Genomic DNA, 24165 nt, shown 5'->3' with positions numbered 1-24165 from the left:
CTTTTAATTTGTTGTTTCTAAACGGTTAACTGACCAAGCTGCTGTTTTCAACCATTTTGTTAGTTCTTCAATATCCGTTGAAAATACACGGTCTTTCGTAATAGACGGAACAACTTGTCGCCCTTGGTAGTAAAATGCCTTTGTTTGAGAAGCCATTTTTTCTACACCTCTGAATTCAGTTGCTTGCAGCGCGCAAATCATTTCAATCGCCAACACGCGGCGAACGTTTTGCACAATTTGATGTGCATGACGAGATCCGATTGTGCCCATGCTGACATGATCTTCTTGATTCGCGGAAGACGGAATAGAATCCACGCTCGCCGGATGTGCTAACGTTTTGTTTTCAGATACTAACGAAGCCGCACAATACTGCATTATCATTGCTCCGGATTGCAGGCCAGGCTGCGGGCTTAAAAACGGCGGTAAATCGTTTAATTGCGGATTCACAAGACGCTCAATACGGCGTTCGGAAATATTCGCAAGCTCTGCTATTGCAATAGCTAAAAAGTCCATCGCAAATGCAATTGGCTGTCCGTGGAAGTTTCCGCCGGAAATTACTTTTTCTCCGTTTTCAAAAATAAGAGGATTATCTGTCGCCGCATTCATTTCTATTTCCAGCTTTTCTTTTACATAATTCAGCGCCTGCCATGTTGCACCGTGTACTTGTGGAATGCAGCGTAAAGAATATGCATCTTGAACGCGAATTTCTCCTTGCTTTGTAATCAAGCTGCTGTCTTGTAAAATCTGACGAATACGCTCTGCCACTTCCATTTGTTCTTTATATCCTCTAGCTGCATGTATATTTTCATCAAACGCATCTATAATGCCTCGCAGACCCTCTAACGTAAGTGAAGCGATGAGCTCAGACTGATAGGCAAGCTGTTCTGCTTCTAAATAAGATACAATCCCCATCGCCGTCATAGCTTGCGTTCCGTTAATAAGAGCCAAGCCTTCTTTCGCTTGCAGGGTAATTGGTGTTAATCCTTCCTTCGTTAAAGCGACCATAGAATGAACGCGTTCACCGTTATAAAATACCTCTCCTTCTCCCAGTAAAACGAGAACCAAGTGAGATAATGGCGCTAAGTCCCCGCTCGCTCCAAGGGAACCTTGCTGTGGAATAACCGGATGGATATTGCGGTTTACAAGCTCCAGTAACATTTCTACAACGATAGGACGCACACCGGAAAATCCTTTTAGTAACGTATTTGCGCGTAATACCAGCATCGCACGCGATACAATTTCCGGAAATGGCTCACCTACGCCGCAAGCATGCGATAAAATCAAGTTATGCTGAAGGTCTTCCACATCATTTTTTTCAATTAACACATCACTGAACTTCCCAAATCCAGTTGTAATGCCATAGACAACCTTGCCTTCATTGACAATTTTCTCTACCGCTTGGCGGCATTCTGCCACCTTTTGCATACTTTGTGCGCATGCTTCTATTTTTTCGTTTTCATATAACACTTTTGCCATTTTCTTTAAATCTAGTGTCTGTCCTGTTAACGTAATCATAAATTCTCCCTCCCAATATTGAAAAAAAAGCAAAAAGAGGCCTACCTTTGAACACAATATCTTGTCTTCAAAAGTAAGGCCCCCTATTAGACTAATAAACTATGGGCTTTTACATATGATTGATTCCTAATCCAATTGCTTCATGCTCATATCCTCTTACAGGCGCTCCAATTGTGCCGTATAACGCTACCGCAATCCAATCTCCCTCTGCTTCGGACTCATATGGATTGCCGCGCACAATAGCAAATCGCAGTCCTACTGTACGAAGGACATCTCCCAGCTGCACCTGTCCTCGCGTTACACCATGAAGTGCCTCCATAATGGCATGATATAATGCATGCGATTCCCTGTATACATCTGTATTAATAATATGTTGATTTTTCGCTGCTGTTTCCATCGCAGCCACTACTTTTTGCGAATCCATTGACCCGACCTTACCTGTGCAATATAGCCAGTCATTCGGGAGTGGGGACGGTAACAACGTTTCTCCATTTTCGCTTAATGCTAAAAGCATTGCTGCACGTCCAATTCGCTTTTGTGCTTTCAGTGACATAGATGTTCTCTCTTTCCTAATTTTCTAAATTGACTAATAACTAATTCAAGTGTAAAAGAAAGCGTTCTATTCGTCAAGATAAAATTTTTCTAATATTCCTTATTCTTTAAAAATAGGTTGCACGTACGGAATAATATAGAATGATACGTATCATTGGGTAGGATTATATATCCCTTTATCCCTCGTCTTTTGTCCTTTTAATATATTGCTGTTCTTCTTCTGGATTGAGTAATTTGGTTGCCTTCCCGATATTTCCATTTTGCATTTCCCATATAATATTATGATCGTTTACTGCTTTAGAAAAATCGTTCTTTTTCCACCTCTTCAAAATCTCTAAATAGAAATTTTCATTTTGGAGCTCATTCTTTCGCGTTTCAATCATTTCTATCAATGAATCTACTCTCTCGGAAGTAATAGCTATAAATCCCCATTTTTCGCCTGCGGCTACTTTTTGGTGAGACATTTTATTCAGCGTCACTTGAATATCCTTGTCTGTATATTTGTAAATATCTTGACTAAACCCTGTTTCTATCGGCGCTTTCTCTTCTTGTGCAGCAGTTTGCTCCTCTTGAAATAACTGCACAACGTTTTGTACCTTCTGGACTATTTGAGCCCAGTATAAAAAACATAAAGTTGTAATCCCTAATATACTTACTACCGCCATGCTTATTTGGATACTCTTTTTCTCCCCCATCTCTCCCTCCTCCTTCTCATAAAAAAAGCAACTCTACTATTTCATAAGTATTAACACCGAATTCATAACAAATTCGTACCCGATTTCCATGTAAATTTTATTGGAGGTTGGATTTGCTAAATCTGTATAAAGCGATGTCGTTTGATAACCAGCATCCAACAGCACTTGTGTAAGTGCTGCCACACAGTTCGATGCATGACCTTTTTTGCGTTCCGCAACCGGTGTATACACATAGCTTACTGTAATATTGTGTTTTGTCGGACGAGTAGCAGCCGCCATCGATACTGGAGTACCGTCTACCTCCCATAAATACAAACGCCCCTTCTCTATCATATCTGTGGCACGCTTGTCTGCTTCTTCTTTCTCCATCGGTTCACCTATTTCTGTCGCAAATGCATAAATCCAATCTGTAGCGAGTACAATGTCTGTGTCATCTGCTTTCCGAAGGATACCTGTCATTTCAGCAGCTTTCTTTATTTTCGTTAATACATATATTCCTTGATTGATATGAACATAATGCTTCCTGCCTTGCATATGAGAAAGGTGCGGGGCTAGCTCCGTTATAAAACTAGTTTCTCCAACAATCCCTGGTACTTGCGGGTATGTTTTATGCAGCAGCTCTGCTATCTCACGAATTTCTTCTTTCGTTAAATATTCCGGCTTTGCTGCAATCATCTGTCGAGGATGCGTTTGCAGGAGGACTAACACTAGCTCTCCGTTCTTTACAAATGTAGCCATAAACTGCGGCTCTGCATCTTCAGCAAGACCTGCCAAAACTCCTAGAGGCAAATTATTTTCGCCCTCATGCCTTTCTAAAAACGGGATAACATCTTGTTTGAATTTCATTACATTTGTATACGAAGTTAGTGTAATCATATTGCAGCACCTTCTTTATAAATTAAATGTTAATTACATTTCGTTATAGTAGATAAAAATCCCTTCTACTTCCAAAATAAAAGAAAGAATTTCAAAACATGTGCCGTATACTATATGTAGAGTATTTAGGAAAATGAAAGATGAATGTAGAGAAACAAGAAGGTAATTTTTATATAACGACAGATAAAGCTCATTTGAACATAGATATTATTCATCAATTTTCAAGTGAACAATCTTATCGGGCTCGAGGGATAGACCAGGAATTAATTGAAGAAACACTTCGTAATTCGCAGCTGTGCTATGGAGTATAAAAAGGAAATCCGGAACAAAACGGCGCATTAATTGAATTTGCGAGAGTCGTCACTGATTTTGTTCGTTTCGCTTGGCTTTCTGATGTTTTCATACTCCCGGTATATCGGGGAAAAGGACTAAGAAAGTGGCTCGTGCAAACCATTGTAGAACATCCGCGTTTACAGGGAACCCGTTTTTTATTGGCTACCGCTGACGCACACGGGTTGTATGCCCCACGCGGATTTAACCCGCTAGAACAGCCTGAAATGTTTATGGAACGGAAATCTGATGTGGGTAAGTGTTACATGGATACTATCTCATGAAAAAATAAAGTAAATCTTCCAACAGTAGAGATGCTACTAGAGTAAGAGAGGCTTATTTACAAAATTAGGCTATACATGCTATTACTTAAAATCAGCGAATATATAAAGCAATTCTAGTACCTTTTACGTATAATATTCTATCACTATATTCTACGTAAAAGGTTGTGATAGTATGGATAGATTTAAGCAAAATCAAGAGCTTTCAAAAAGCGGACATGCTCTTCCCTCTGTTTACGCCAGTGTGTTCGCCATACGAGGCTGTAACTTCACAGACCGCGAAATAAAAAATCAGTTTACATTGGCAAGTCAAATTTGGAAAATTAACTTTATTATACAAGATATAATTGTACTTGATCACTACTCTGTTCCAACCGGTGATAATTCGTACCATAATCGGCAAAGTCGTGAAGTGCAACGATTATTTGATAAAAGAATCCGCATGTCTCCAAATATAGCTACAGTTGGCGTTTTTTATTCTAACGCTAGAGTTCTCTCCAACAATGCAACAGGACGCGCCTTCCCTGCTCCAATAAACAAAACGTCCGTTTATAATATTATCCTTACAAAATCCGCACGTGAAAATACTCTTGCGCACGAACTTGGTCATATTTTATTTCACTCTAATCTAGACCTGCAAGGAAAAAATCCTGATCCAAATTCCAATGGAAATCATAGCAAAGATTCGAATAATATTATGCATGGAAATGCTAATCCTAACAAACGCAACACTACTTCGCTGCAACGGCTAAAAGCTTTAGAAAGCACATTAGTAAAGTATCAGCGTTCTTAGAATGGGAAAAGGATTTTATTTATTTTTATACAACCTCTTACATTTCAAATTTCTTTAGTCACGGCACTTCTTCCTGCAATAATCCATGCCTCCTAATCAAATTCATTACATGAAATTTTAATATAATCGTTCATTTATACGTAATCGTTTCTTGTAACTTCCCTCATTAAAAATTATAATAGTATACAAGATCATAGGGATTTAGAGAAATAGAGAGGTGTAAGAAATGCTCGAAGGCTGGTTCAGTTGGTTTATTGTGGCATGGACCGTTATTTTGCTAGGGTTAATGTCCATTGGCGGCTATTTTATGTTCCGCAAATTTTTAAAGCGTTTGCCTAAAGATGATGGAATGTCGATATTAGATTGGGAAGAACATTATATTAATCAAACCCGTCATATGTGGGATACAGAGCAAAAGGCTCTGCTTGAGGAACTCGTAAGCCCTGTCCCTGAATTATTTCGCGATGTGGCAAAATCGAAAATTGCAGGAAAAATAGGTGAATTAGCCTTGCAGGAAAAAGCAAATTGCATTACACAAGATTTAATAATTAAAGGCTACATTATAGCAACTCCAAAACGAGATCATAAATTTTTAATAAAAAAGCTGAAAGAAAAACAAATCGATTATTCTCCATATCAGCATCTATTATCGTAATAAAAAACCTCGGATATCCGAGGTTTTTTACGTAAGCTTAATGTTATTTTCATTAATGATATTTTCTTTTTTCAATTGGACTGACAGCTTTTTAAATGAACGGAACATCGCAATTCTCCAGGATACAATCATTGCGAAGGCCAGCAAAAAGAACATTCCGCTCAATTGACCAAAATCAATAGTAGAGCTCAGTATTGTTTTTAACGTAATACGTACGACCAATAGTCCAATTAAAATAAATACAAATGCTTTCGAGCGTTTCAAATAAATTTCTTGACCGCGAATTTCAAACTTGGACGTTTTAATCAAAAAGATTGAAAAAAATAATCCGACTGCTACAGCTTCCACGATTTCTGGTAGCGTAAGACGGAATTCAGGAACAAGATACATCAATGCTCCTGTACTCATAAAAAACGGCGGCAATATGATTTTTTTAAAAGTAGCAGGCTTTCGAGCTGCTTTAATTCGGATAAACATGGCACCAACAGCCATGCATACCGCTATAATACTTGTCGCTATAATCATATCTTTATCATCCCTTTTTGTGGAAAATCACATGTACTAATATTATATAACTATAATAGAACATTTCAAACCTTTTCAAAGGAAAATGTTTCAAAACCCAGTAAAACCGCCAAAAAACTGCGTGAAGTACGCTGTAATTTTTGTCATAGCATCAAAATATAACAAAATACCCATTGCTATCATCACATATCCGCCGATTTTCACAAGCATGTTGCTGTTTCGTTTAATCCAGTTCATCTTTCCGATAAAGAAGGAAAGAACGAAGAATGGAATAGCAAAGCCAAGTGTATAAGCCAGCATATACATAAATGCAGATTCGGGATTTGTAGCAGCCAATGCAATAACAGATACTAAAATAGGTCCTGTACACGGTGTCCATCCAGCCGCAAACGCCAGTCCAATAAGAAGAGATCCAAAATATCCGGACGGTCGATTTTTAAATGTAAATTTTCGGTCTTTCATTAAAAATTTAGGCTGCAATATACCGACAATGATTAAACCTAATAATACAATAAAAATAGCTCCTAATTGGCGAAGCAAATCCTGATATGATGTAAAGAAAGATCCAATTAAGGTGGTCCCAAATCCAATGGCAATAAAAATAGCTGAAAAGCCTAGTAAAAAACACGCAGTATGTAGCATGCTTCGCCGTTGCAGCATTCCATTATCCTCTTTTAATTCTGATAACGAAACACCGGTAATATACGATAAAAACGCTGGATACAGCGGTAAACAGCATGGCGAGATAAATGATAAAAACCCTGCGCCAAATGCTAAAAAGATATTAATGTCCTGCATAAGTTCTCTCCTCTCTGCTCCTTTCCTATTGTACCAAAGAATGGCATAAAGACAGAATGAAAATAAATGTGAATATTTTGTGTCCAACTTTTACTATTGTACAACATTAGCTTTCAAAAAAGACGTGATGAATTACGAGATGCGTTTGTATTTCACCAGCAGCTGTTCCAGCTCCTTCCTTTTCTTTTCAACTATGACTTCTTCATTCAAATGTTGTGTCCATACAATAATTTTTTTATAAAGGGTGTGATTTTTCCATTATTTTGTTCATAGAAGAAGGCAGCTTCAGCAGCAGGTTTCATGCTTGCTTTTTCTATTTCTTGCTGTTGTTCTTTTTCTTTTTCTTCTTCTTTTTCTTTTTCTTATTCTTTTTCTTGCCCTCGTTACGTGAACGTATCGTTAGACAAGTATTCCTGTTTGAATTCAAATACTATTTCACGCAGTTTGTGATTCTTAATTTTTCCGATAATCAGTTGCAGCAAGCTGATATCTTTAATTTGCTTAAGCTCTGCTTTTATGCAGTCCTCCACCGGCTTTCCGCCCCTGTTTAAATTATATTTTCCCCAATTTAGTAGAACCACTTCACGTGTTTGCTCATTATATTTAATAATGTGAAATTGATTTTCAAAGCGATTCAGAAGATCTGTAACCTGCTTCAGAGAATAACCAAGCTCAAATGCCATCACTTTTTTGGAAATAGAATATACCCCAATTTGCTTTGTATGCGGATTCGTGAGCAAATACAAATAAAAGTAACGATCCTCTGGTGTCATTTCCTCCATTACTTTTGCATCACTCCAAAAATCTGTTTGTATATTTCTAAATAGTGCCATTCTACAACTCTCCCTTATGATTGCATTGTGCAGCATGCAACCAGTCTTGTATTTTAGATAACCTTTTATGTACTTTTGTATAAACGATTGGATTAATGAACACTGTATATAGACTATGAACAATACTTTCTATAACGTCACCTCCCGCCATCCATACTATAAATAGGCAGGCATGGACGGTTTTAGGTCTTGTTTACAAATATTTAATAAAGCACCAAATAAAAATGACCTATTCCCCAAACCGAATAGATCATTGATATCTTTTTATTTGACTCTGTTAAAGTAAATGTTGATATTTAATATTTAAAAAGGACTGTCTAAAACGACAGCCCCTATTACGCTCTTATTCAGCTAAGCATTAAATTACATTTTATTCGAAATAAAAAAAATACAGACTGAAAGAAATCTCCATCCTGTACTTCGCCATTCTATTTCATTCGCTTTTTATACACCTTCATCGAAATCACATAAAACAAAATCCCAATTCCCACTAACCATAACACCGCTGTTACAATCTCACCATAGTCCGGCTGTCCAGCTAAAAGTGAACGCACACTTTCAGCAATTGGTGTCATTGGCTGATTTTCAGCAAAAGCTCGAAGCTTGCTACCCATATTATTTGTTGGAACAAAGGCAGAACTTACAAACATTAAGCCCATAAGCAGATAAGAGAACACGCTCGCACCTTCATACGATTTTGACATTAGCCCGCATGCTACTGCAATCCAAGTGAAAGAAAAAATGGTCAAAAAGATCATACCAACTGCTAAAAGCCATTCCATAAAATCAGCGTGAGGTCGGAATCCCATGAGAAAAGAAATGAGAATCACGGCAGTAACGGATAATAAGTTTAATAGCAATGTTGAGATGACATGCCCTCCCAATATCGATGTTTTGGCGATTGGCATGGAATGGAATCTATCAAATATTCCTCTAGTCATGTCTGTATTCACTCGAACTGCTGTATAGGAAATCCCCATTCCAATACACATAAGCAACACACCTGGAACGATAAAATTCACATAATCTACTTTATCCATTGTCATGGCACTACCGAAAATATAGACAAAAGCAAGCATAAGCATGATTGGCATAAGAATCGTTGTGATAATTGTGTCAATGCTTCGAAGTGAATGCTTCATCACCCGACTGCTCATTGTAAAAGTATCGCTGAAAAAATGGTTTCCACTCATTAATATTCTCCTTTCTTACCAGTAACAGCGAGGAAAATTTCCTCAAGTGTTGGCTGTTTTTCCACATATTCCACTTTTTTAGGTGGAAGAATTGCTTTTAATTCCTCCATTGTTCCTTGAACGAGAATTTTTCCTTCATGTAAAATCGCAATGCAGTCAGCTAGTTGTTCGGCTTCTTCTAAATATTGGGTAGTGAGAAAAACAGTAATATCAGCTTTCACCATATCACGAATCACTTCCCACAAAGCTAAACGTGCTTCCGGGTCAAGTCCAACAGAAGGCTCATCAAGAAAAACAAGTTCCGGTGATCCAAGTACTGTCATTGCTAAATCCAAGCGTCGTTTCATACCGCCTGAATAAGTAGCAAGAGCTCGATCACCAGCTTCTATTAAATCAAAGCGGCGTAGACTTTCCTCCACAGCTTTTTTTCGATCAGGCAAGTGACGAAGTTTTGCAACTAGGTCGAGATTTTCGCGCCCTGTCAAAATATCATCTACTGCAACGTTTTGCCCGGCTAGACTGATTTTCTCACGTACTTGTTGTGGGTTTGTTTGAAGGTTGGCATTACAAACCTCAATTTCCCCCTTATCTGCTTGCAGTAATGTAGTTAAAATTTTAATAATAGTTGTTTTACCGGCACCATTTGAGCCTAGTAAAGCGAAAACACTGCCTTTTTTCACTTTAAAATCTACACCTTTTAGAACCTCAAAATCTTTGAAGGACTTTTTCAGTCCTTTCACTGAAATTGCTATATTGCTCATAATCGTTCCCCTCCTATATAAAGCTGAAGACGCGTGCTCACAGCGCAGTAACCCCTGCAACTAGGTTTATCTATATAGACTGACAAATAACCAATTATACTACTTACTTGTTCACAATATAACTGGACAGTTTGTTTTCAAAAAAACTATTCAGTTGGGTTTTTCAACGCTTATTTTTTCTTACCCACACGATTTAGAATGCTTTTGTTCAAAGTATTGCGTAACTTATCATCCCATCTTTTCGCTTGGTCGGTAAGTCCATTAGCGAATGCTGTCACGTCTTCCCCTGTCACTTCCAATACGTCTTTGCCATCTGCCGCGCCAGCTTCAAACAAATCAATGAGATCGTACTGGATTCTCAGCATATCCATGCCGCTTCCAGAGGCGAAACTCCACATATAGTTGCAGATTTTTTTATAGACCTCTGGGTAGTCACCTGGTAAAGCTTCCACACGCGCCATCATTTCTTTGTATTCTTTTTTGTCGTCAAGTATCTTTTTGATAAAATTTACCATGATGTTTAACCTCCTACCTTATTTTTTATTCGTCCATATTTTTACTTGCTGTTCAACTCTACTCTCAATTTCTTTTTTCAACTCTACTTGCTCTCCTAAAATACTCGCCGATTCTCCATCTAGTTTTGAGAGAGCCATCAATTCGTCAGCAAATGCCGCCACGTCTTCACCGGTAACATCTAGCACATGCTTGCCTTCTGCTGAACTAGCTTCGAATAGTTCATACAAATTGACGATTTCTTCACCAAATCCATATCCGAAATTCCACATGTACTTTTGAATCTTTTTGAACACAAAGGCGTAATCTTTCGGTAGGGAATTTACTTTTTTCATAAATGCATTGTATTCCTTCTTGCTCTCTAAATCGCCAATGATTAGCTCTATAAATTTCTTCATATTATTTCTCCCCCTTTAGGATATTAATTTTTGATGAAACAAAATTCCATTTTTTCCAAAATTGTTTCAATTCCTCATGCCCTGCTTCGTTTAATGAATAAAACTTACGAGGCGGGCCCATTTCAGACCGTTTTTTTTCAATATTTACTAACTCTTTCTTTTCCAGGCGTATCAAAATGGTGTAGACTGTACCTTCGACAACCTCTGTAAATCCCAGATCATTAAGGCGGCGAGTAATCTCATAGCCGTAAGTAGCACCCCGACTGATGATTTCCAGCACACAACCTTCCAACGAACCTTTGAGCATTTCTGTTAAATTTTCCATAGCATACACCTCCTTTATTCTTTGGTTAAATTAGTTTCCGTCTATTAGTAAAGGTAAACTGTAACGTTAAGTAGCGGAGGGTCAAAAATATTGAATGAATAAAACCGCCTCTCAAACTAATTAGTAGTACATATATTCAGTATCACTTAGTACCGGACAATAAAAAAACTAAATAGCCTATGGACAAAGGATTTCATATGTTAATTTTCATATGAACACTTTTCAGCTATCTAGCACGACTGATATACTTCTTTACTTAGTAATAGTATATTGTATTGCTAAGTAGAAAAATGTGAACCGTTTTAAAAAAATTATAAACATTTCCAACTATTTAGTGTTACAGATATTCAGTATTACTTAGTACAAGTACATTGTATCAATGAGTAGTGAGGTTGTAAAGTAGTTAAGTAATAAATCATTGAATAAATCCATTTTAGCACATTATTCAACAATCTTTTTTAACAGAGCCTTTTAATTAAAACCCACCTTTATTTCTTGTGATTTACCGATTTCTTTTCTATCCTTACTGAGAGCATCACTTGTAATTATTTCTATCCATTGTAAGTCCGGTGCCGACTTTTCCACTATAAATCCAAGTGCGCCTTGTTTTGAGCCTTTAGGTTCGAGTACTCCGCCTAAATACTCTATATAAAAATCGTCATCGAAATCTTTTCTTTCCTCATTGCTGGTATTTAAATGGGCAATAGGTCCAAAATGAACCGTTTCGCTTGATAAATTAATTAATTCAACTTCCACCTTCACAAAATCGAATTCTTCATAATGCTCGGTATAATAATGAAAATAATCCATTAATGAATATACCGGCAAATTATGAATAAGCTTAACATTCTTGATTTTCATTTGAATGGGGCCAATGCTCACAGTTTCATTCAAAGTGGCGATTCCTTTTAGCGTTACTGTGCCCTTACTGTCTTTTATCGTTTGTCCTACTTGCAGCAAGGTTGTATCATCCGGTACTTGCGGATTGACGACATAGATTTCAGATAAGGATTTCGCTCTTACAGCACCATTCTTTTTTTCAGTTATATGCTCATCAGTTGCTTTCACAGTAGAATCAACCTCTTGATCAGCATCACACCCAAATAATATTATTGATAATACTACTATAATCGGAAAGAAAATTCTCACCAACATTCACTTCTCCTTTAGCTAATACAAATGTATGTTTCCATGTATAAAGTTCACTTTTCTTCACTAATCTGGGAACAATAATGGACTCTTCTCGACTTTCATCAAAAAATCGCCCATTGAACATACGCTTAACGGGCGATTAATGTTACTCTATTTTTATCGTTACTTTCCGTTTTTCAGAATATCAAAAATATGCTTTGCTTGATCGGTATTATCAATTCTTCCAGCAAAAAGATCGCTTCCTGGCCCATACGCATATACGTTTACATCTTCGCCGGTGTGACCACCTGTTGTCCAGCCGGTTACGGAACGGTTGTCAAAAATAGTTTCGATTGCAGCATCAATATTCAACGCGTTTTTTGACTCCACCGCTGTTTGTACTGATTGAATTTCAGCAGGTGTTAATTGTAAATCAATATAGGCTTTTAATGTATCTTCTACATCAGCGCCTCCGGCAATTTGTTCTGCCATAAAATCAGGTGTACGTTTTGCGGCTGCAATAGGAGCACCAAACCAGTTATAGTCACCTCTTGCACCGATAGAAAAACCACCTGTTGAATGGTCTGCTGTCGCAACAACTAAAGTATGCTTGTCCTTTTTCGCAAACTCAATCGCAGCTTTAAACGCGTTCTCAAAGTCTTCCATCTCACTCATTGCCGCAACGATGTCATTGTCATGTCCAGCCCAATCAATTTGACTTCCTTCAACCATCAAGAAAAAACCTTTTTTATTTTGGCTTAGTTTCTTCAATGCTGTTTCAGTCATGTCTTGCAAGGCTGGCATCGAGTTTTCACGATCAAGCATTTTTGGCATGCCGCCTTGTGCAAATAATCCTAACAATCGAGAGTTTTTACTTGTTAACATGTCTTGTTTGTTCGTTACATACGAATAACCGTCCTTTTGAAATTCCTTTGTTAAATCCCGATCTTGACGAATAAAATTGCTTAATCCTCCGCCAAGCATCACATCGACTTTATGGCTGCCGTTAATCATTTCATCATAATAATCGTCCGCAATAGCATTCATATTTTTACGGCTTACATCATGAGCACCGTATGAAGCAGGTGTAGCATGTGTAATTTCAGAAGTAGCCACTAATCCTGTTGATTTCCCTTTTTCTTTAGCCGCTTCAAGAACTGTTTTTACAGAAGAACCATCGTTATCTACCCCAATGGCCGCATTATATGTTTTAATACCTGCTGACATAGCTGTCGCTGCAGCAGCAGAGTCAGTAACGTTTTGACTAGCATCCTCTGGATATGTCATTTGCTGTCCAACAAGATATTGATCAAATTCAGTTAACTCCACTTCCTTAGTCGCTGGATTATCCTTGAAATACCGATAAGCAGAAGTATAAGACGAACCCATTCCATCTCCAATTAAGAAAATTACATTCTTAATTTCTGCATTATTTTGCTTTATTTCTTTCGCTTGTGCATCGGTATGTAGCGTACTTAGTACTGTCCCAAATACCACTGTAGATAAAGCAAGGGCAGGTAAAACCTTCTTTTTTAATCTGTTATTAAACATAGAGTCCTCCTCAACCTTTCTTAAAATCAAATTTAATTTTGACCTACCATTACATCCTACTTAAGAACTATTAATCTACCGTAAATTAAATGTTAATATTTAACAAATATTACCGAAGTAACATTAGAAGACAACATAATTGAGTAAATCTATTACAGAAAGTACCAATAAACACAATTAAAGAGCTTGGAATAATATCCAAGCTCTTTAGTAGTTATACTATTTGATTTGTGTGTGGCGCCTTTTTATTGTATAAATATCCTTTTTTTGTATTACTCACCACTAACCTTTTCTCTAACAGTACTTCCTCTATTTTGAAGAAGATACATATTGTAATATAATCCCTGTTTAGTAAGCAATTCTTGATGGTTTCCCTGTTCTACAATGCATCCGTCATGCAGCACAAATATTTGATCTGCATCTTGAATAGTTGATAAACGATGGGCAATCGCAATCGTAGTTCGCCCTTTTCTCATGCGGCTCAGTGCTGTTTGGATTGCCTCCTCTGTTTCTGTATCAATATTGGCCGTTGCTTCATCTAAAACGAGTATCTTCGGATTGGCAGCAATGGTACGGGCAAATGTAATCAATTGGCGCTGCCCGCTTGAAAATGTAGCACCTCGCTCTACTACTTCTGTATTATATCCCCCAGGGAGCTGGGAAATAAAGCTGTCTGCCTGTACAAATGCAGCAGCTTGTACGATATCCTCATCTGTGATGGTTTCATCGTACATCCGAATGTTTTGCTTAACTGTACCTGCAAATAAAAAAGCATCCTGTAATACTAAGCCAATATTCTTGCGAATTTCTTGTTCTTGAAACTGCTGCAAATTGACACCATCTATGAGAATCTCACCTTTTTGAATATCGTAAAAGCGCATCAACAGATTCATAATAGTACTTTTGCCACTGCCTGTATGGCCAACAAAGGCAACCGTTTGACCTGGGCTTACCGTAAAAGAAATGTCCTTTAATACATTTCTTTTTCCGTCATAGGAGAAGGTCACATTGTTAAATTGAATTTCTCCTTCTACAACGACTGGATTCTTTTCTCCTTTTTGTAATGGCGCTAAGTCTTTTTCATCCATTAAATCAAATACGCGAGACGAAGAAACAAGGGCTTGCTGAAATAATGACAGCTTCATCATCATTTCATTAACAGGCTCAAAAAAACGTTCTACATAACTGACAAACGCATAAATGACTCCGATTTCGACTGGACTGTTTAAAGCATTAATTCCGAAAAAACTCAAAATCAATATAAGAGCAAACATATAAACTAAATCTGTTGCGGGACGGAGAAACAACGCATCTAAGCTTAAGTTTTTGCGTCCTGCTTTATAATGACGCTCGTTCACCTCTTCAAACTCTTTACGAAGACGCTTTTCTTGACGAAAGACTTGAATTACGCTCATCCCTTGCAAAGATTCGTTTAGTTTTGCATTTAGCTGGCTCAGCTGATTCCGAATTTCTGCATAAAAAACTGAACTTTTCTTGCGGTACATCGCCATAATCGTATAAATAATCGGAAGCAAAACTAAACAAAATGCAGCGAGCTTTACATTTAAAATAAACATTGAAATGATAATTCCAACTAAAAATACAATATTTTTAACAAATGTAGATAATACACTAACAAAAAAGTCTTTGATTGCTTCGGTATCATTCGTTATTCGTGATACAATGCTTCCAATTGGCGTTCGTTCAAAAAATCCGAGAGATAAGCGTTGTACGTCCTGATAAACCTGCACTCGTATATCTTGCACAATTTTAAAGGCAATGTTCTGAAATTGTAGCAAATTAAAATATGTTAAAATAACTTTCACGATATGGATAACCAAGTAGGCAGTAAACAACCCTATAATAATATTTTTATCAAATTTTTTTGGAACGAGATGTTCATCAATAAAATATTTGATAATAATCGGCCCAACCATTTCAGCGGCAGTCGCTCCTATCAACAGGAGAAATGCAGCTATAAGCGATCCTTTATAAGGACGCATGTAGGATAATAATCTTTTTAAATCTTGACGCTTTTCATCGGAGCTCATGCGATACCTCCTTGCTCGACAAGTGATTCTAGCTGCTGTCGCTCATACATATCTTTATACCATCCATTTTGACTCATCAGTTGTTCATGCGTACCTCTCTCAACTACTTTCCCATCCTCAATGACTAGAATAAGATCAGAATGTTGAATAGAGCTGAGACGATGCGCCGTAATAATTGTCGTTTTATTTTGACGTTCACCCTTTAATGCAGTGAGAATACGTTCCTCTGTTTTCGCATCGACTGCAGATAAACAATCATCTAAAATTAATATTTCAGCATCAGTAAGTATTGCACGGGCAATCGAAATACGCTGCTTTTGCCCTCCAGATAAAGATACGCCTCTCTCTCCAACTATTGTCTCGTATCCTTCGGGAAATTTCACAATATCCTCATGAATATTAGCAATCTGAGCCGCTCGTATAATTTCCTGATATCCTGCATCAGCTTTTCCAAACGCAATGTTGTCTGCAATTGTGGTAGAAAATAAGAAATGTTCTTGCGGTACGTAGGAAATAGCGGAGCGAAGCGCTTCTAAAGACATATTACGGATATCACTTCCCCCAATTTTAACCTTTCCCTCAAAATGGTCAAATTCACGAATTAGTGCTTTTAAAATCGTTGTTTTCCCCGCACCAGTCCGTCCGACAATCCCCAGCGTACCTCCTTGCTGTAAGGTAAAATGAACAGCCTTTAAATTTTCCACTGCATTTTGATTATAGGAAAATCTCTCTATGGAAAACTCAATTCCTCCTGTCGGCACCTCTGCTGTTGCACCTTTTGTATCCTGCACATCAGAAGAAACCGCCAAAAGACTGTTAACTCGATCATAGGAAGCTCTGCCGCGCTCTAAAATATTAAACAACCAGCCAAAAGCGAGCATCGGCCATACGAGAGTACCTAGATACGTTGTAAAGGACACAAGCTGCCCTATAGTAATCTCTTCGTTCATCACTAAAACGGACCCATATGCTACAGCAATTAAAAAGGAAAACCCTACAATTAATGAAATGGTAGGATCAAATAAGGAGTCGATTCGTGCGACTCGAACATTTTTTTCTACTACTTCCTCTGATTTTGTCCGAAACGAAGCTAAATCTTCCTGCTCCTGTCCAAAAGAACGGATGACCTTAAGGCCACTCATACTTTCCTGGACCTTATCATTAATCTCAGAGAATGCCTGTTGAGCATGGTGAAACCGTTTGTGCAAAATAGTACCGTAATATTTTGTGCTTAACACCATAATAGGCATTGGAAGCAGGCTGACAATCGTCAGCTTCCAACTGATAGTAGATGCCATGGCAAGCAAAACAAATCCACCCACTGCAAGTGAATCGACAAATGTTAACACTCCTGCTCCTGCAGTTTGCTGAATCGCCTGAATATCATTTGTGGCATGAGCCATTAAATCTCCTGTTCGATGCTTTTGATAAAAGGACGGGCTCATCTTTGTAAAATGATTATATAATCTGTAGCGCAGCTGCCGTGCCAGCTTTAAGGAAGAGCCAAAAATCATGATGCGCCATAAATACCGCAGCCCATACATGGAAATACCGACAACTGCTAAAACAATAAGGCATTTCCATAAAAAATCCTTCGTCATCGTTCCTGCACCAATTTCATCCACGATGATTCCAATAACTTTTGGCGGTACAATCTCAAGCATTGCTACTGCTAATAATAATAAGATTCCTGTAATATACGACTTCTTCTCTTGTTTAAAAAACCATGCCAAATCAAAAAAAACCTTCATTTCATTCTCCCCTTATTCTCACAGACGATGGTTTTAGTGTATCAAATTATCATAAAATTTAAAAGATTTATTCATCTGGTCATTTTCGATGAAACACACTTCTTATAGCATTTTTTTGTAAAATAAAACGAAAAGACACCCCAAAAGGAGTGCCTGTCCATTCTTATTTCATTTGTTTATTCATCGCTTGCATCATTTGATTGATTTTCTTTTGAGACGGTTTTTGTCCCATTTGCATCATCATCATTTTCAGCATTTGCTCATTGATTGGCGGATTTTTCTTTAAATAGTTCATCATATATTGACGCGCGATGAAAAATCCTAGTGCTACACCGGCAACTAATGCCAATACGCCCACTAGAATGACTACCCACATAGACATAACGTTTCCTCCTTCATGTTGTCTACAGTACAGTGTACTAAAACCTTTTCAAGAAAACAAGATGAATAAGAGAATTTTTCCGCTTTACACATATTTTCTTTCTTGTTTGATTGGATTTAGCCATCCATAACGGTTTGCCTTATAATCCATTGCTAACAGCGTCGCTTCTTCTCTTCTTAATATTTCGAAAAATGTCGTTTCTATTTCAAAGCTTTTGTTTGTATCGATGCGGGCATATTGCGACTTAATGGTCAACGTTCCGAATTCCTCCGATGACGGAATGCGAAGGATGTGAGCAGCCTGTTCTTGTATATAATAGGGGTTATGCTTCAATTTTTGTTCTATACGATGATTTAATTTTAACATCTGCAGAGGCTTTGTAATAAATTTGATTTGCTTGTAGAGGATTTTTTTTTCACTAAGCGAACAGGAGCAAGCAAATCGAGAAAATAAATCAAATAACTTAGCTTCCCTTCCAAAATACGCTTTAGCAATATCACTATCGATCAGATACAAGTGATATGTTCTCACATTCAGTCCCTCCTCGCCTTGGACAATCTTTCCTTTCATTATATAGAATAAATTTCAAAATGATTGTCTTACTTTGTTGCAAGGAAACACTTTTTCTGTCGAAAGTGCATTTTCTCATAATAAAACCTCTCCGGAAATGGAGAGGTTTTATTGAATCCTTATTTTTGAAGAAGTGCTTTCACTTTGGCTACTACGTTCTCTGCCGTAAAACCGTACTCTTCCATAATTTTTTCGCCCGGAGCTGAAGCACCGAATGTATCAATTCCCAGTACATCTCCATCAAAGCCTACATAACGATGCCAGCCTAACGATGAACCCATCTCTATAGCAAGACGCTTTGTTATTGATTTAGGAAGTACAGATTCTTTATACTCTGCAGATTGCTCTTCAAATAAATCTACAGATGGCATGCTCACCACAGAAACATCGATACCTTGATTTACAAGAGCTTGCTGCGCTTCGACTGCTAATCCAACCTCTGAACCTGTTGCAATCAAAATAGCGTCAGCTGTATCCTTTTTACTCGGAGAAACGATATACGCACCTTTAGATACTTTTTCATACGTATTCTCTTTTGCCCCTTCTAATGTAGGAAGGTTTTGACGAGATAATACTAATGCAGTTGGTTTATCTGTAGATGTCAAGGCAATTTTCCATGCTGCTACAGACTCGTTCGCATCCGCAGGACGAATGATCGATAATCCCGGCATAGCACGTAAAGAAGCTAACTGTTCCACAGGCTCATGTGTTGGACCATCTTCTCCTACAGCAATACTGTCATGCGTTAATACATAAGTAACTGGAAGCTTCATAAGAGCTGCTAAACGAATTGCTGGACGCAAGTAGTCAGAGAATACAAAGAATGTCCCACCGTACGTTTTTAACCCTCCATGTAAAGCAATACCGTTCATTGCTGCACCCATCGCAAATTCACGTACACCGTACCAAATGTTTTTTCCACTGTAGTTGTCCCGGGAAAAGTCTTGTTCGTTGTTCATATACGTTTTGTTCGAACCTGCCAAGTCTGCAGAGCCTCCAAAGAAAAACGGTACCGCTTCTGCAATGGCATTAATTGCCTCGCCGGAAGAATTACGGGTTGCAACACCTTTTCCTACTTCGTATTGAGGTAAATGATTATCCCATCCTTCAGGTAATTTACCTTCAATAGCATCTTGCAGCTCTTGTGCCAGTTGCGGATAGCGGTCGGAGTACTCGCTAAGCATGGTGCTCCATTCTGTTTCCTTCTTTTCACCAGCATCTTGTATGACTGTTTTAAAATGCTCGTACACTTCTTCTGGAACATAGAAGTCATGTTCAAATCCCCAAGTGTAAGCAGACTTTGTAAGCACAGTTTCTTCTTTCCCAAGCGGAGAACCGTGAGAAGATGATTTACCTGCTTTATTTGGAGAACCAAAACCGATTGTTGTTTTAATTTCGATTAAAGTCGGATGTGTTTCATCTGCTTTTGCTTCTTCCAGTGCTTTTGCGATTGCTTCAACATCGTTTCCGTCTTCCACGCGGATCACTTGCCAGCCGTATGCCTTGTAACGTTCCTCTACACTTTCCGAGAAGGAACGATGTAAATCACCGTCAAGAGAAATGTCATTAGAATCATACAGAACGATTAATCGTCCCAATTGCAGATGCGCTGCTAGGGAAGAGGCTTCTGCAGAAACGCCTTCCATTAGGTCGCCGTCACCGCATATCGCATATGTATAATGATCAACTACATTGTAAGAATCGCGATTATATTTTGCAGCTAAATGTCTTTCTGCCATTGCCATTCCGACAGCAGTTGCAATCCCTTGACCTAATGGGCCTGTTGTTGCTTCTACGCCCGCAGTGTGGCCGTATTCCGGATGCCCTGGGGTTCTACTTCCCCATTGGCGGAAGCTTTTGATATCTTCCATGGTTACATCATATCCGGAAAGGTGGAGCATGCTATACAAAAGCATAGAGCCATGACCTGCCGACAGTACGAAGCGATCGCGGTTAAACCAATGCGGGTTGCTTGGATTATGATTCATAAATTTAGTCCACAGTGTATACGTCATTGGTGCTGCACCCATCGGCATACCTGGATGTCCGGAGTTTGATTTTTCGATTGCATCAATGGATAACGTACGGATTGTATTAATAGCAAGAGTTTCAATAGATTGTGCCATAATTTTCTTCCTTTCACTATAAATTGCCAATGCATTTATTCATTATATATCACCTATAGGATTGTACAAGAGTGTTAAAAATATTTGCTTCAAGAAATAATCTTTTTTATTCCCCTAATAAATCAATACAAAAAGAAGATATGATTCCCATATCTTCTTTTATCCAAATCTATTAATTCAACTTTGCGCGCTTGGCTGCTTGCAAAGCTTTCACTTTAGTTGGGGTAACATCTTTTCCTTCTGGATCAACAATCTTCAAGGATTCTATATGATTTAACATGCCTTGGCGAAAAACTTTCAAGTATTCTTGACGTAATGCTTGCTGTTCTTGCTTTTCTGCATCCGTTAGTCCGACAGTTTTTGCTTTTTTCGCCAAGCTGTTAATGCGATCAAGTTTTTCTTGTGATAACATTTGGCATTCTCCTTTTTCATGAAATCTAATTCATCATACAACAAGCGCCAACTATTTATCAAGTAATATCATTTTCCGCCTTACTATATTCCACATACCTTCTATGAACAGTCGCCTTCGATACATCATACCCAAAGCCGCGCAGTGTTACTGCAATTTCTTCAAACGTCAGCTCATTTTTTCTAAGCCGTACAATTTCTTCAACCGGAACTTCTTTTTTATCGCGTCCGCTGTGCAGATGACGGTTCTTCAAATTCCTTTCAGGACGAAACCCATTTTCTACAGCTCTTTTCATACCTCTGCGGATTTTCATATTATGTATTTTCCGTTGGTACTCCTCCACAATTCCGATGATTTCAAGAACCATTGAATCGGCATCCGACAACTGCAGCTCACCGTTATGCGCATGGGTATATACTTTTACCCCTTCTTTTTGAATACAGTGCATTAAAGCAATTTTCGCATTTCCCCTGCCAAGCCGCGTTTCATCCTGAATCAAAAGGACATCAATCTTCTCTGCTTTTATCGTATCCAGCACTTCTATAATCCCATCACGTTCAATGCTGTAGCCGCTTGCCTGCTCTTCGACAACTTTAATGACATGCATATGATTACGCTCTGCTAGCTTAAGTAATTCTTCTCGTTGACGCACCAAAGAAGTTTCCTGCTCTTCTTTCTTCGTACTTACCCGTGCATATAGTATTGCATTCATAGCTTTTAACCCCTCGTTACATATTTGGGATAATTATACCATATTTCCCTTTCGTTCGAACTTATGTTTGTATCTTTTTTGTAAATCTGTTATAATAATAGTAAATCTATGGATAACGAGGTGTAAGACGATGGAGAAACTATCCAAAAGACAGCAGGATATACTAAACTTTATTAAGCAAAAAGTGAATGAAAAAGGCTATCCGCCTTCCGTTCGCGAAATTGGAGAAGCTGTCGGTCTTGCTTCGAGTTCCACTGTACATGGTCATTTAGCTCGTTTGGAAGATAAAGGCTTCATCCGTCGCGATCCGACAAAACCTCGCGCCATTGAGATTTTGGGCCAAGATGAACTGACTGCAAAGCCTGTTGTTCATGTACCGATTGTCGGTAAGGTTACTGCCGGCCCGCCAATCAGTGCCATCGAAAATATTGAAGACCATTTCCCATTACCAGCTAACCTCGTTTCAGATACGGAAAATGTCTTTATGTTAAAAATCGTTGGTGACAGTATGATAGATGCGGGAATTTTAGATGGCGACCTCGTTGTCGTCCGCCAGCAGCAATCTGCTCATAACGGTGAAATCGTCGTTGCCATGACAGAAGAAAATGAAGCAACTGTTAAACGGTTCTTTAAGGAAAAAGATTACTTCCGCTTGCAGCCGGAAAATGCAAGTTTAGAGCCAATTATTCTCAAGCAGGTTTCTGTGATTGGAAAGGTCATCGGCGTATACCGCAATATTCATTAACAAGAAAGCTCTTGCCTCGAGGCAGGAGCTTTTCTTCCTATATATCAATCGTAACCTATTTTGGTAGACAGCTTTTTTGGCGAACCTAACCATATATCGGCGGCTCCTCTCTCTTTTTCGGCGAACCAACAACACTTTGCATCATCCCCCATGGCTGTTCATTTCAAAATCAAGCTATATAATGAAAATAGACCGAAAACCAGCACGATAACACCAGAAATACGATTTACCCATACCAAACTGTTTGGAGTGAATCGTGAACGAAATACACTCACTCCTAAACTCAAAGAAAGCCACCAGCACGCCGATCCTAAAAATACTCCCAGCACCATCCATAAAGCCGCCAGTATATCAAAAGTAGATTTGCCCAATCCCATTCCAGAAAATATTCCCATAAAAAATAAGATTGTCATAGGGTTTGTAATTGTCAAAAATAAAACAGAAGTATAAGAGCGAACCAATCCCTCTGCCCTTGCGCTTGCAGCTTGGTCCGCTGGCGAGAACGAAATGTTTGAATTCCCAAATAGCATAAAAACAATCCGCCTATTAACTGTAGCCAAGCCTTTTGGCTCAATAAAAAACCTGTTATCGCAGTTAATCCAAAGGCAGCAATACAGCCGTACACAGCATCTGCTGTTGCAGCCCCTAGCCCAGATACAAATCCGGCCATTCTTCCTTTTGCTAACGTTCGGTTAATGCATAAGATACCGATTGGTCCCACAGGTGCTGCTACTGAAAATCCAATGATCAATCCTTTGACAAGAAAAGACATGTCCATAATTCCAATCCTCTTCGATGTTTTTATCAAGTATATTACAAACTTTTATTTTCTTCACTGTTTTTTTAAAACACATGAAAATTATGTACGCTGTCCGAATGTTCTACACTATATCAGCACATTCTTAGTTATAAATAACCGCTCGGACTCCATACTTTCCAAGCGGCTTTAATCTAAATGTTTAGTTTTGGATTGGCATCTCCATCAAAATTTTTCCTGTCATGGTGTTCTTGTGTTTTACTTTGAAACCAATTCGTTTATATAAACGATATGCATTTTCGTTCTTTGCATCCACAGTAAGCTGTACCTTTTCCATGCTTTTTTGCTTTATATAGGCTGTTATCGGTTCTATCGCGGCTGTAAGGATCCCTTTATCTCTATATGTTTTTTCAATCACACAAAGATCAATATACAAGGTATCCTGTTTAAAGGTCCATCCTATGAAGCCAATGGGCTTTCCTTCAATGGTTTCAAAAATAAATACCTCGGCACCCGCCTTCATCATATTCTTTAATTTTTCTTCTGTAATCGTTGAAGGGTAACCAAGGCTAGTCAAGTTATCCTTCACAAGACTCAGCATATAGGAATCTATTTGTCCGAAGGATTTTTTTCTTAAAATATAATGATTATGATCTATCACACTCTCACCTCTCCTATTACTATAGGCAAACTGATGAAGGACATTACTCAAAGATAACATTCAGCGTATATTGTACAAACTGGCAGGAGCTTCATTTCTCGAATCATTTTATCATATGAATGTGCGGACAGATTGATATGGACAAATTGCGGAGGAAGATAACTATTTATATAAAGATAAAAAGAGTCACATAGTCTGGATATACATTTGGCATGAAGCATACATGGACAGATTATGTTTTCTTTATCTACTAAAAAAGGATACCACCGATTT

At 38.2% G+C, this 24165-nt stretch carries 26 protein-coding genes and 2 pseudogenes; 5 read left to right on the top strand and 23 right to left on the bottom strand.

Features of this window, described 5'->3' with window-relative positions; translation table 11 throughout:
* Positions 1 to 3 precede the first annotated feature (3 nt).
* The 4 genes from hutH to J7Q84_RS04455 form a co-directional block, all read right to left on the bottom strand.
* Entirely contained in the window at positions 4 to 1515 is a 1512-nt protein-coding gene (gene hutH / locus J7Q84_RS04470; protein WP_209093241.1) for a histidine ammonia-lyase, read from the bottom strand.
* Between the two features lie 109 nt (positions 1516 to 1624).
* Positions 1625 to 2068, bottom strand: coding sequence for a hut operon transcriptional regulator HutP (gene hutP / locus J7Q84_RS04465; RefSeq protein WP_209093240.1), 444 nt, complete (start codon positions 2066 to 2068; stop codon positions 1625 to 1627).
* Between the two features lie 175 nt (positions 2069 to 2243).
* The gene (locus tag J7Q84_RS04460; protein ID WP_209093239.1) at positions 2244 to 2762 is read right to left on the bottom strand and encodes a DUF6241 domain-containing protein; all 519 of its coding nucleotides are present in this window, start codon (positions 2760 to 2762) and stop codon (positions 2244 to 2246) included.
* A 36-nt stretch (positions 2763 to 2798) separates the two neighbouring features.
* Positions 2799 to 3638, bottom strand: coding sequence for a GNAT family N-acetyltransferase (locus J7Q84_RS04455; RefSeq protein WP_209093238.1), 840 nt, complete (start codon positions 3636 to 3638; stop codon positions 2799 to 2801).
* Between the two features lie 140 nt (positions 3639 to 3778).
* On the opposite strand from J7Q84_RS04455, the gene J7Q84_RS04450 reads away from it, so the two are divergent.
* From J7Q84_RS04450 to J7Q84_RS04435, 4 genes and pseudogenes are all read left to right on the top strand, one after another.
* Entirely contained in the window at positions 3779 to 3949 is a 171-nt protein-coding gene (locus J7Q84_RS04450) for a hypothetical protein (protein ID WP_209093237.1), read from the top strand.
* A 24-nt stretch (positions 3950 to 3973) separates the two neighbouring features.
* Positions 3974 to 4252: pseudogene (locus tag J7Q84_RS04445) on the top strand (GNAT family N-acetyltransferase); the annotation flags it as partial.
* A 172-nt stretch (positions 4253 to 4424) separates the two neighbouring features.
* Positions 4425 to 5042, top strand: a complete 618-nt coding sequence (locus tag J7Q84_RS04440) for an ImmA/IrrE family metallo-endopeptidase (RefSeq protein ID WP_209093236.1) — start codon at positions 4425 to 4427, stop codon at positions 5040 to 5042.
* Positions 5043 to 5268: 226 nt separating this feature from the next.
* A complete protein-coding gene (locus J7Q84_RS04435; protein ID WP_209093235.1) occupies positions 5269 to 5697 on the top strand; it encodes a DUF2621 domain-containing protein in 429 nt (142 codons plus the stop codon).
* Between the two features lie 27 nt (positions 5698 to 5724).
* Here J7Q84_RS04435 and J7Q84_RS04430 read toward each other — a convergent pair whose 3' ends face one another.
* From J7Q84_RS04430 to J7Q84_RS04350, 17 genes are all read right to left on the bottom strand, one after another.
* Positions 5725 to 6222, bottom strand: a complete 498-nt coding sequence (locus J7Q84_RS04430; protein ID WP_209093234.1) for a CcdC family protein — start codon at positions 6220 to 6222, stop codon at positions 5725 to 5727.
* Between the two features lie 90 nt (positions 6223 to 6312).
* Positions 6313 to 7020, bottom strand: coding sequence for a cytochrome c biogenesis CcdA family protein (locus J7Q84_RS04425; protein WP_209093233.1), 708 nt, complete (start codon positions 7018 to 7020; stop codon positions 6313 to 6315).
* A 383-nt stretch (positions 7021 to 7403) separates the two neighbouring features.
* Entirely contained in the window at positions 7404 to 7853 is a 450-nt protein-coding gene (locus J7Q84_RS04420) for a hypothetical protein (RefSeq protein ID WP_209093232.1), read from the bottom strand.
* Positions 7854 to 8281: 428 nt separating this feature from the next.
* The gene (locus tag J7Q84_RS04415) at positions 8282 to 9046 is read right to left on the bottom strand and encodes an ABC transporter permease (protein ID WP_209093231.1); all 765 of its coding nucleotides are present in this window, start codon (positions 9044 to 9046) and stop codon (positions 8282 to 8284) included.
* Positions 9046 to 9807: an ABC transporter ATP-binding protein gene (locus J7Q84_RS04410; protein ID WP_209093230.1), complete on the bottom strand. Its 762-nt coding sequence runs from the start codon at positions 9805 to 9807 to the stop codon at positions 9046 to 9048. The genes J7Q84_RS04415 and J7Q84_RS04410 overlap by 1 nt, the downstream gene beginning before the upstream one ends.
* Before the next feature lie 170 nt (positions 9808 to 9977).
* A complete protein-coding gene (locus tag J7Q84_RS04405; protein WP_209093229.1) occupies positions 9978 to 10322 on the bottom strand; it encodes a DUF1048 domain-containing protein in 345 nt (114 codons plus the stop codon).
* Positions 10323 to 10340: 18 nt separating this feature from the next.
* Positions 10341 to 10718, bottom strand: coding sequence for a DUF1048 domain-containing protein (locus tag J7Q84_RS04400; protein ID WP_209093228.1), 378 nt, complete (start codon positions 10716 to 10718; stop codon positions 10341 to 10343).
* A 1-nt stretch (position 10719) separates the two neighbouring features.
* Entirely contained in the window at positions 10720 to 11043 is a 324-nt protein-coding gene (locus tag J7Q84_RS04395) for a PadR family transcriptional regulator (protein WP_209093227.1), read from the bottom strand.
* 471 nt (positions 11044 to 11514) lie between these two features.
* Positions 11515 to 12198: a hypothetical protein gene (locus J7Q84_RS04390; protein ID WP_209093226.1), complete on the bottom strand. Its 684-nt coding sequence runs from the start codon at positions 12196 to 12198 to the stop codon at positions 11515 to 11517.
* 159 nt (positions 12199 to 12357) lie between these two features.
* Positions 12358 to 13725, bottom strand: a complete 1368-nt coding sequence (locus J7Q84_RS04385; RefSeq protein ID WP_209093225.1) for an alkaline phosphatase — start codon at positions 13723 to 13725, stop codon at positions 12358 to 12360.
* A 272-nt stretch (positions 13726 to 13997) separates the two neighbouring features.
* On the bottom strand, positions 13998 to 15776 hold the full coding sequence (locus J7Q84_RS04380; RefSeq protein ID WP_209093224.1) for an ABC transporter ATP-binding protein: 1779 nt from the start codon (positions 15774 to 15776) through the stop codon (positions 13998 to 14000).
* Complete coding sequence (locus tag J7Q84_RS04375) at positions 15773 to 17527, bottom strand: ABC transporter transmembrane domain-containing protein (protein WP_209093223.1); 1755 nt, start codon at positions 17525 to 17527, stop codon at positions 15773 to 15775. The genes J7Q84_RS04380 and J7Q84_RS04375 overlap by 4 nt, the downstream gene beginning before the upstream one ends.
* Positions 17528 to 17690: 163 nt before the next feature.
* Entirely contained in the window at positions 17691 to 17909 is a 219-nt protein-coding gene (locus J7Q84_RS04370; RefSeq protein ID WP_209093222.1) for a YneF family protein, read from the bottom strand.
* A gap of 84 nt (positions 17910 to 17993) precedes the next feature.
* Entirely contained in the window at positions 17994 to 18440 is a 447-nt protein-coding gene (gene sirA / locus J7Q84_RS04365) for a sporulation inhibitor of replication protein SirA (protein WP_209093221.1), read from the bottom strand.
* Between the two features lie 158 nt (positions 18441 to 18598).
* Complete coding sequence (gene tkt / locus J7Q84_RS04360; RefSeq protein ID WP_209093220.1) at positions 18599 to 20605, bottom strand: transketolase; 2007 nt, start codon at positions 20603 to 20605, stop codon at positions 18599 to 18601.
* A 172-nt stretch (positions 20606 to 20777) separates the two neighbouring features.
* Entirely contained in the window at positions 20778 to 21017 is a 240-nt protein-coding gene (locus J7Q84_RS04355) for a DUF896 domain-containing protein (protein ID WP_209093219.1), read from the bottom strand.
* 58 nt (positions 21018 to 21075) lie between these two features.
* Positions 21076 to 21729 carry a YneB family resolvase-like protein gene (locus J7Q84_RS04350; RefSeq protein ID WP_209093218.1) on the bottom strand — a complete coding sequence of 218 codons (654 nt, stop codon included), beginning with the start codon at positions 21727 to 21729 and terminating at the stop codon, positions 21076 to 21078.
* 130 nt (positions 21730 to 21859) lie between these two features.
* Between J7Q84_RS04350 and lexA the strand changes: the two genes are divergently transcribed.
* Positions 21860 to 22474, top strand: a complete 615-nt coding sequence (gene lexA, locus J7Q84_RS04345; RefSeq protein WP_209093217.1) for a transcriptional repressor LexA — start codon at positions 21860 to 21862, stop codon at positions 22472 to 22474.
* Between the two features lie 158 nt (positions 22475 to 22632).
* Here the strand turns inward: lexA and J7Q84_RS04340 are convergent.
* Both J7Q84_RS04340 and J7Q84_RS04335 read right to left on the bottom strand, forming a co-directional pair.
* Positions 22633 to 23252, bottom strand: a pseudogene (locus tag J7Q84_RS04340) (LysE family translocator).
* Positions 23253 to 23433: 181 nt separating this feature from the next.
* Entirely contained in the window at positions 23434 to 23892 is a 459-nt protein-coding gene (locus J7Q84_RS04335) for a GNAT family N-acetyltransferase (protein WP_209093216.1), read from the bottom strand.
* Positions 23893 to 24165 lie beyond the last annotated feature (273 nt).

It is taken from the genome of Bacillus sp. 165 (genome assembly GCF_017742235.1).
In the GTDB taxonomy this organism is placed as follows: domain Bacteria; phylum Bacillota; class Bacilli; order Bacillales; family Bacillaceae_G; genus JAGHKQ01.
Note: the sequence above shows the minus strand (reverse complement) of the source record. Positions and strands in the feature narration are given on the sequence as shown.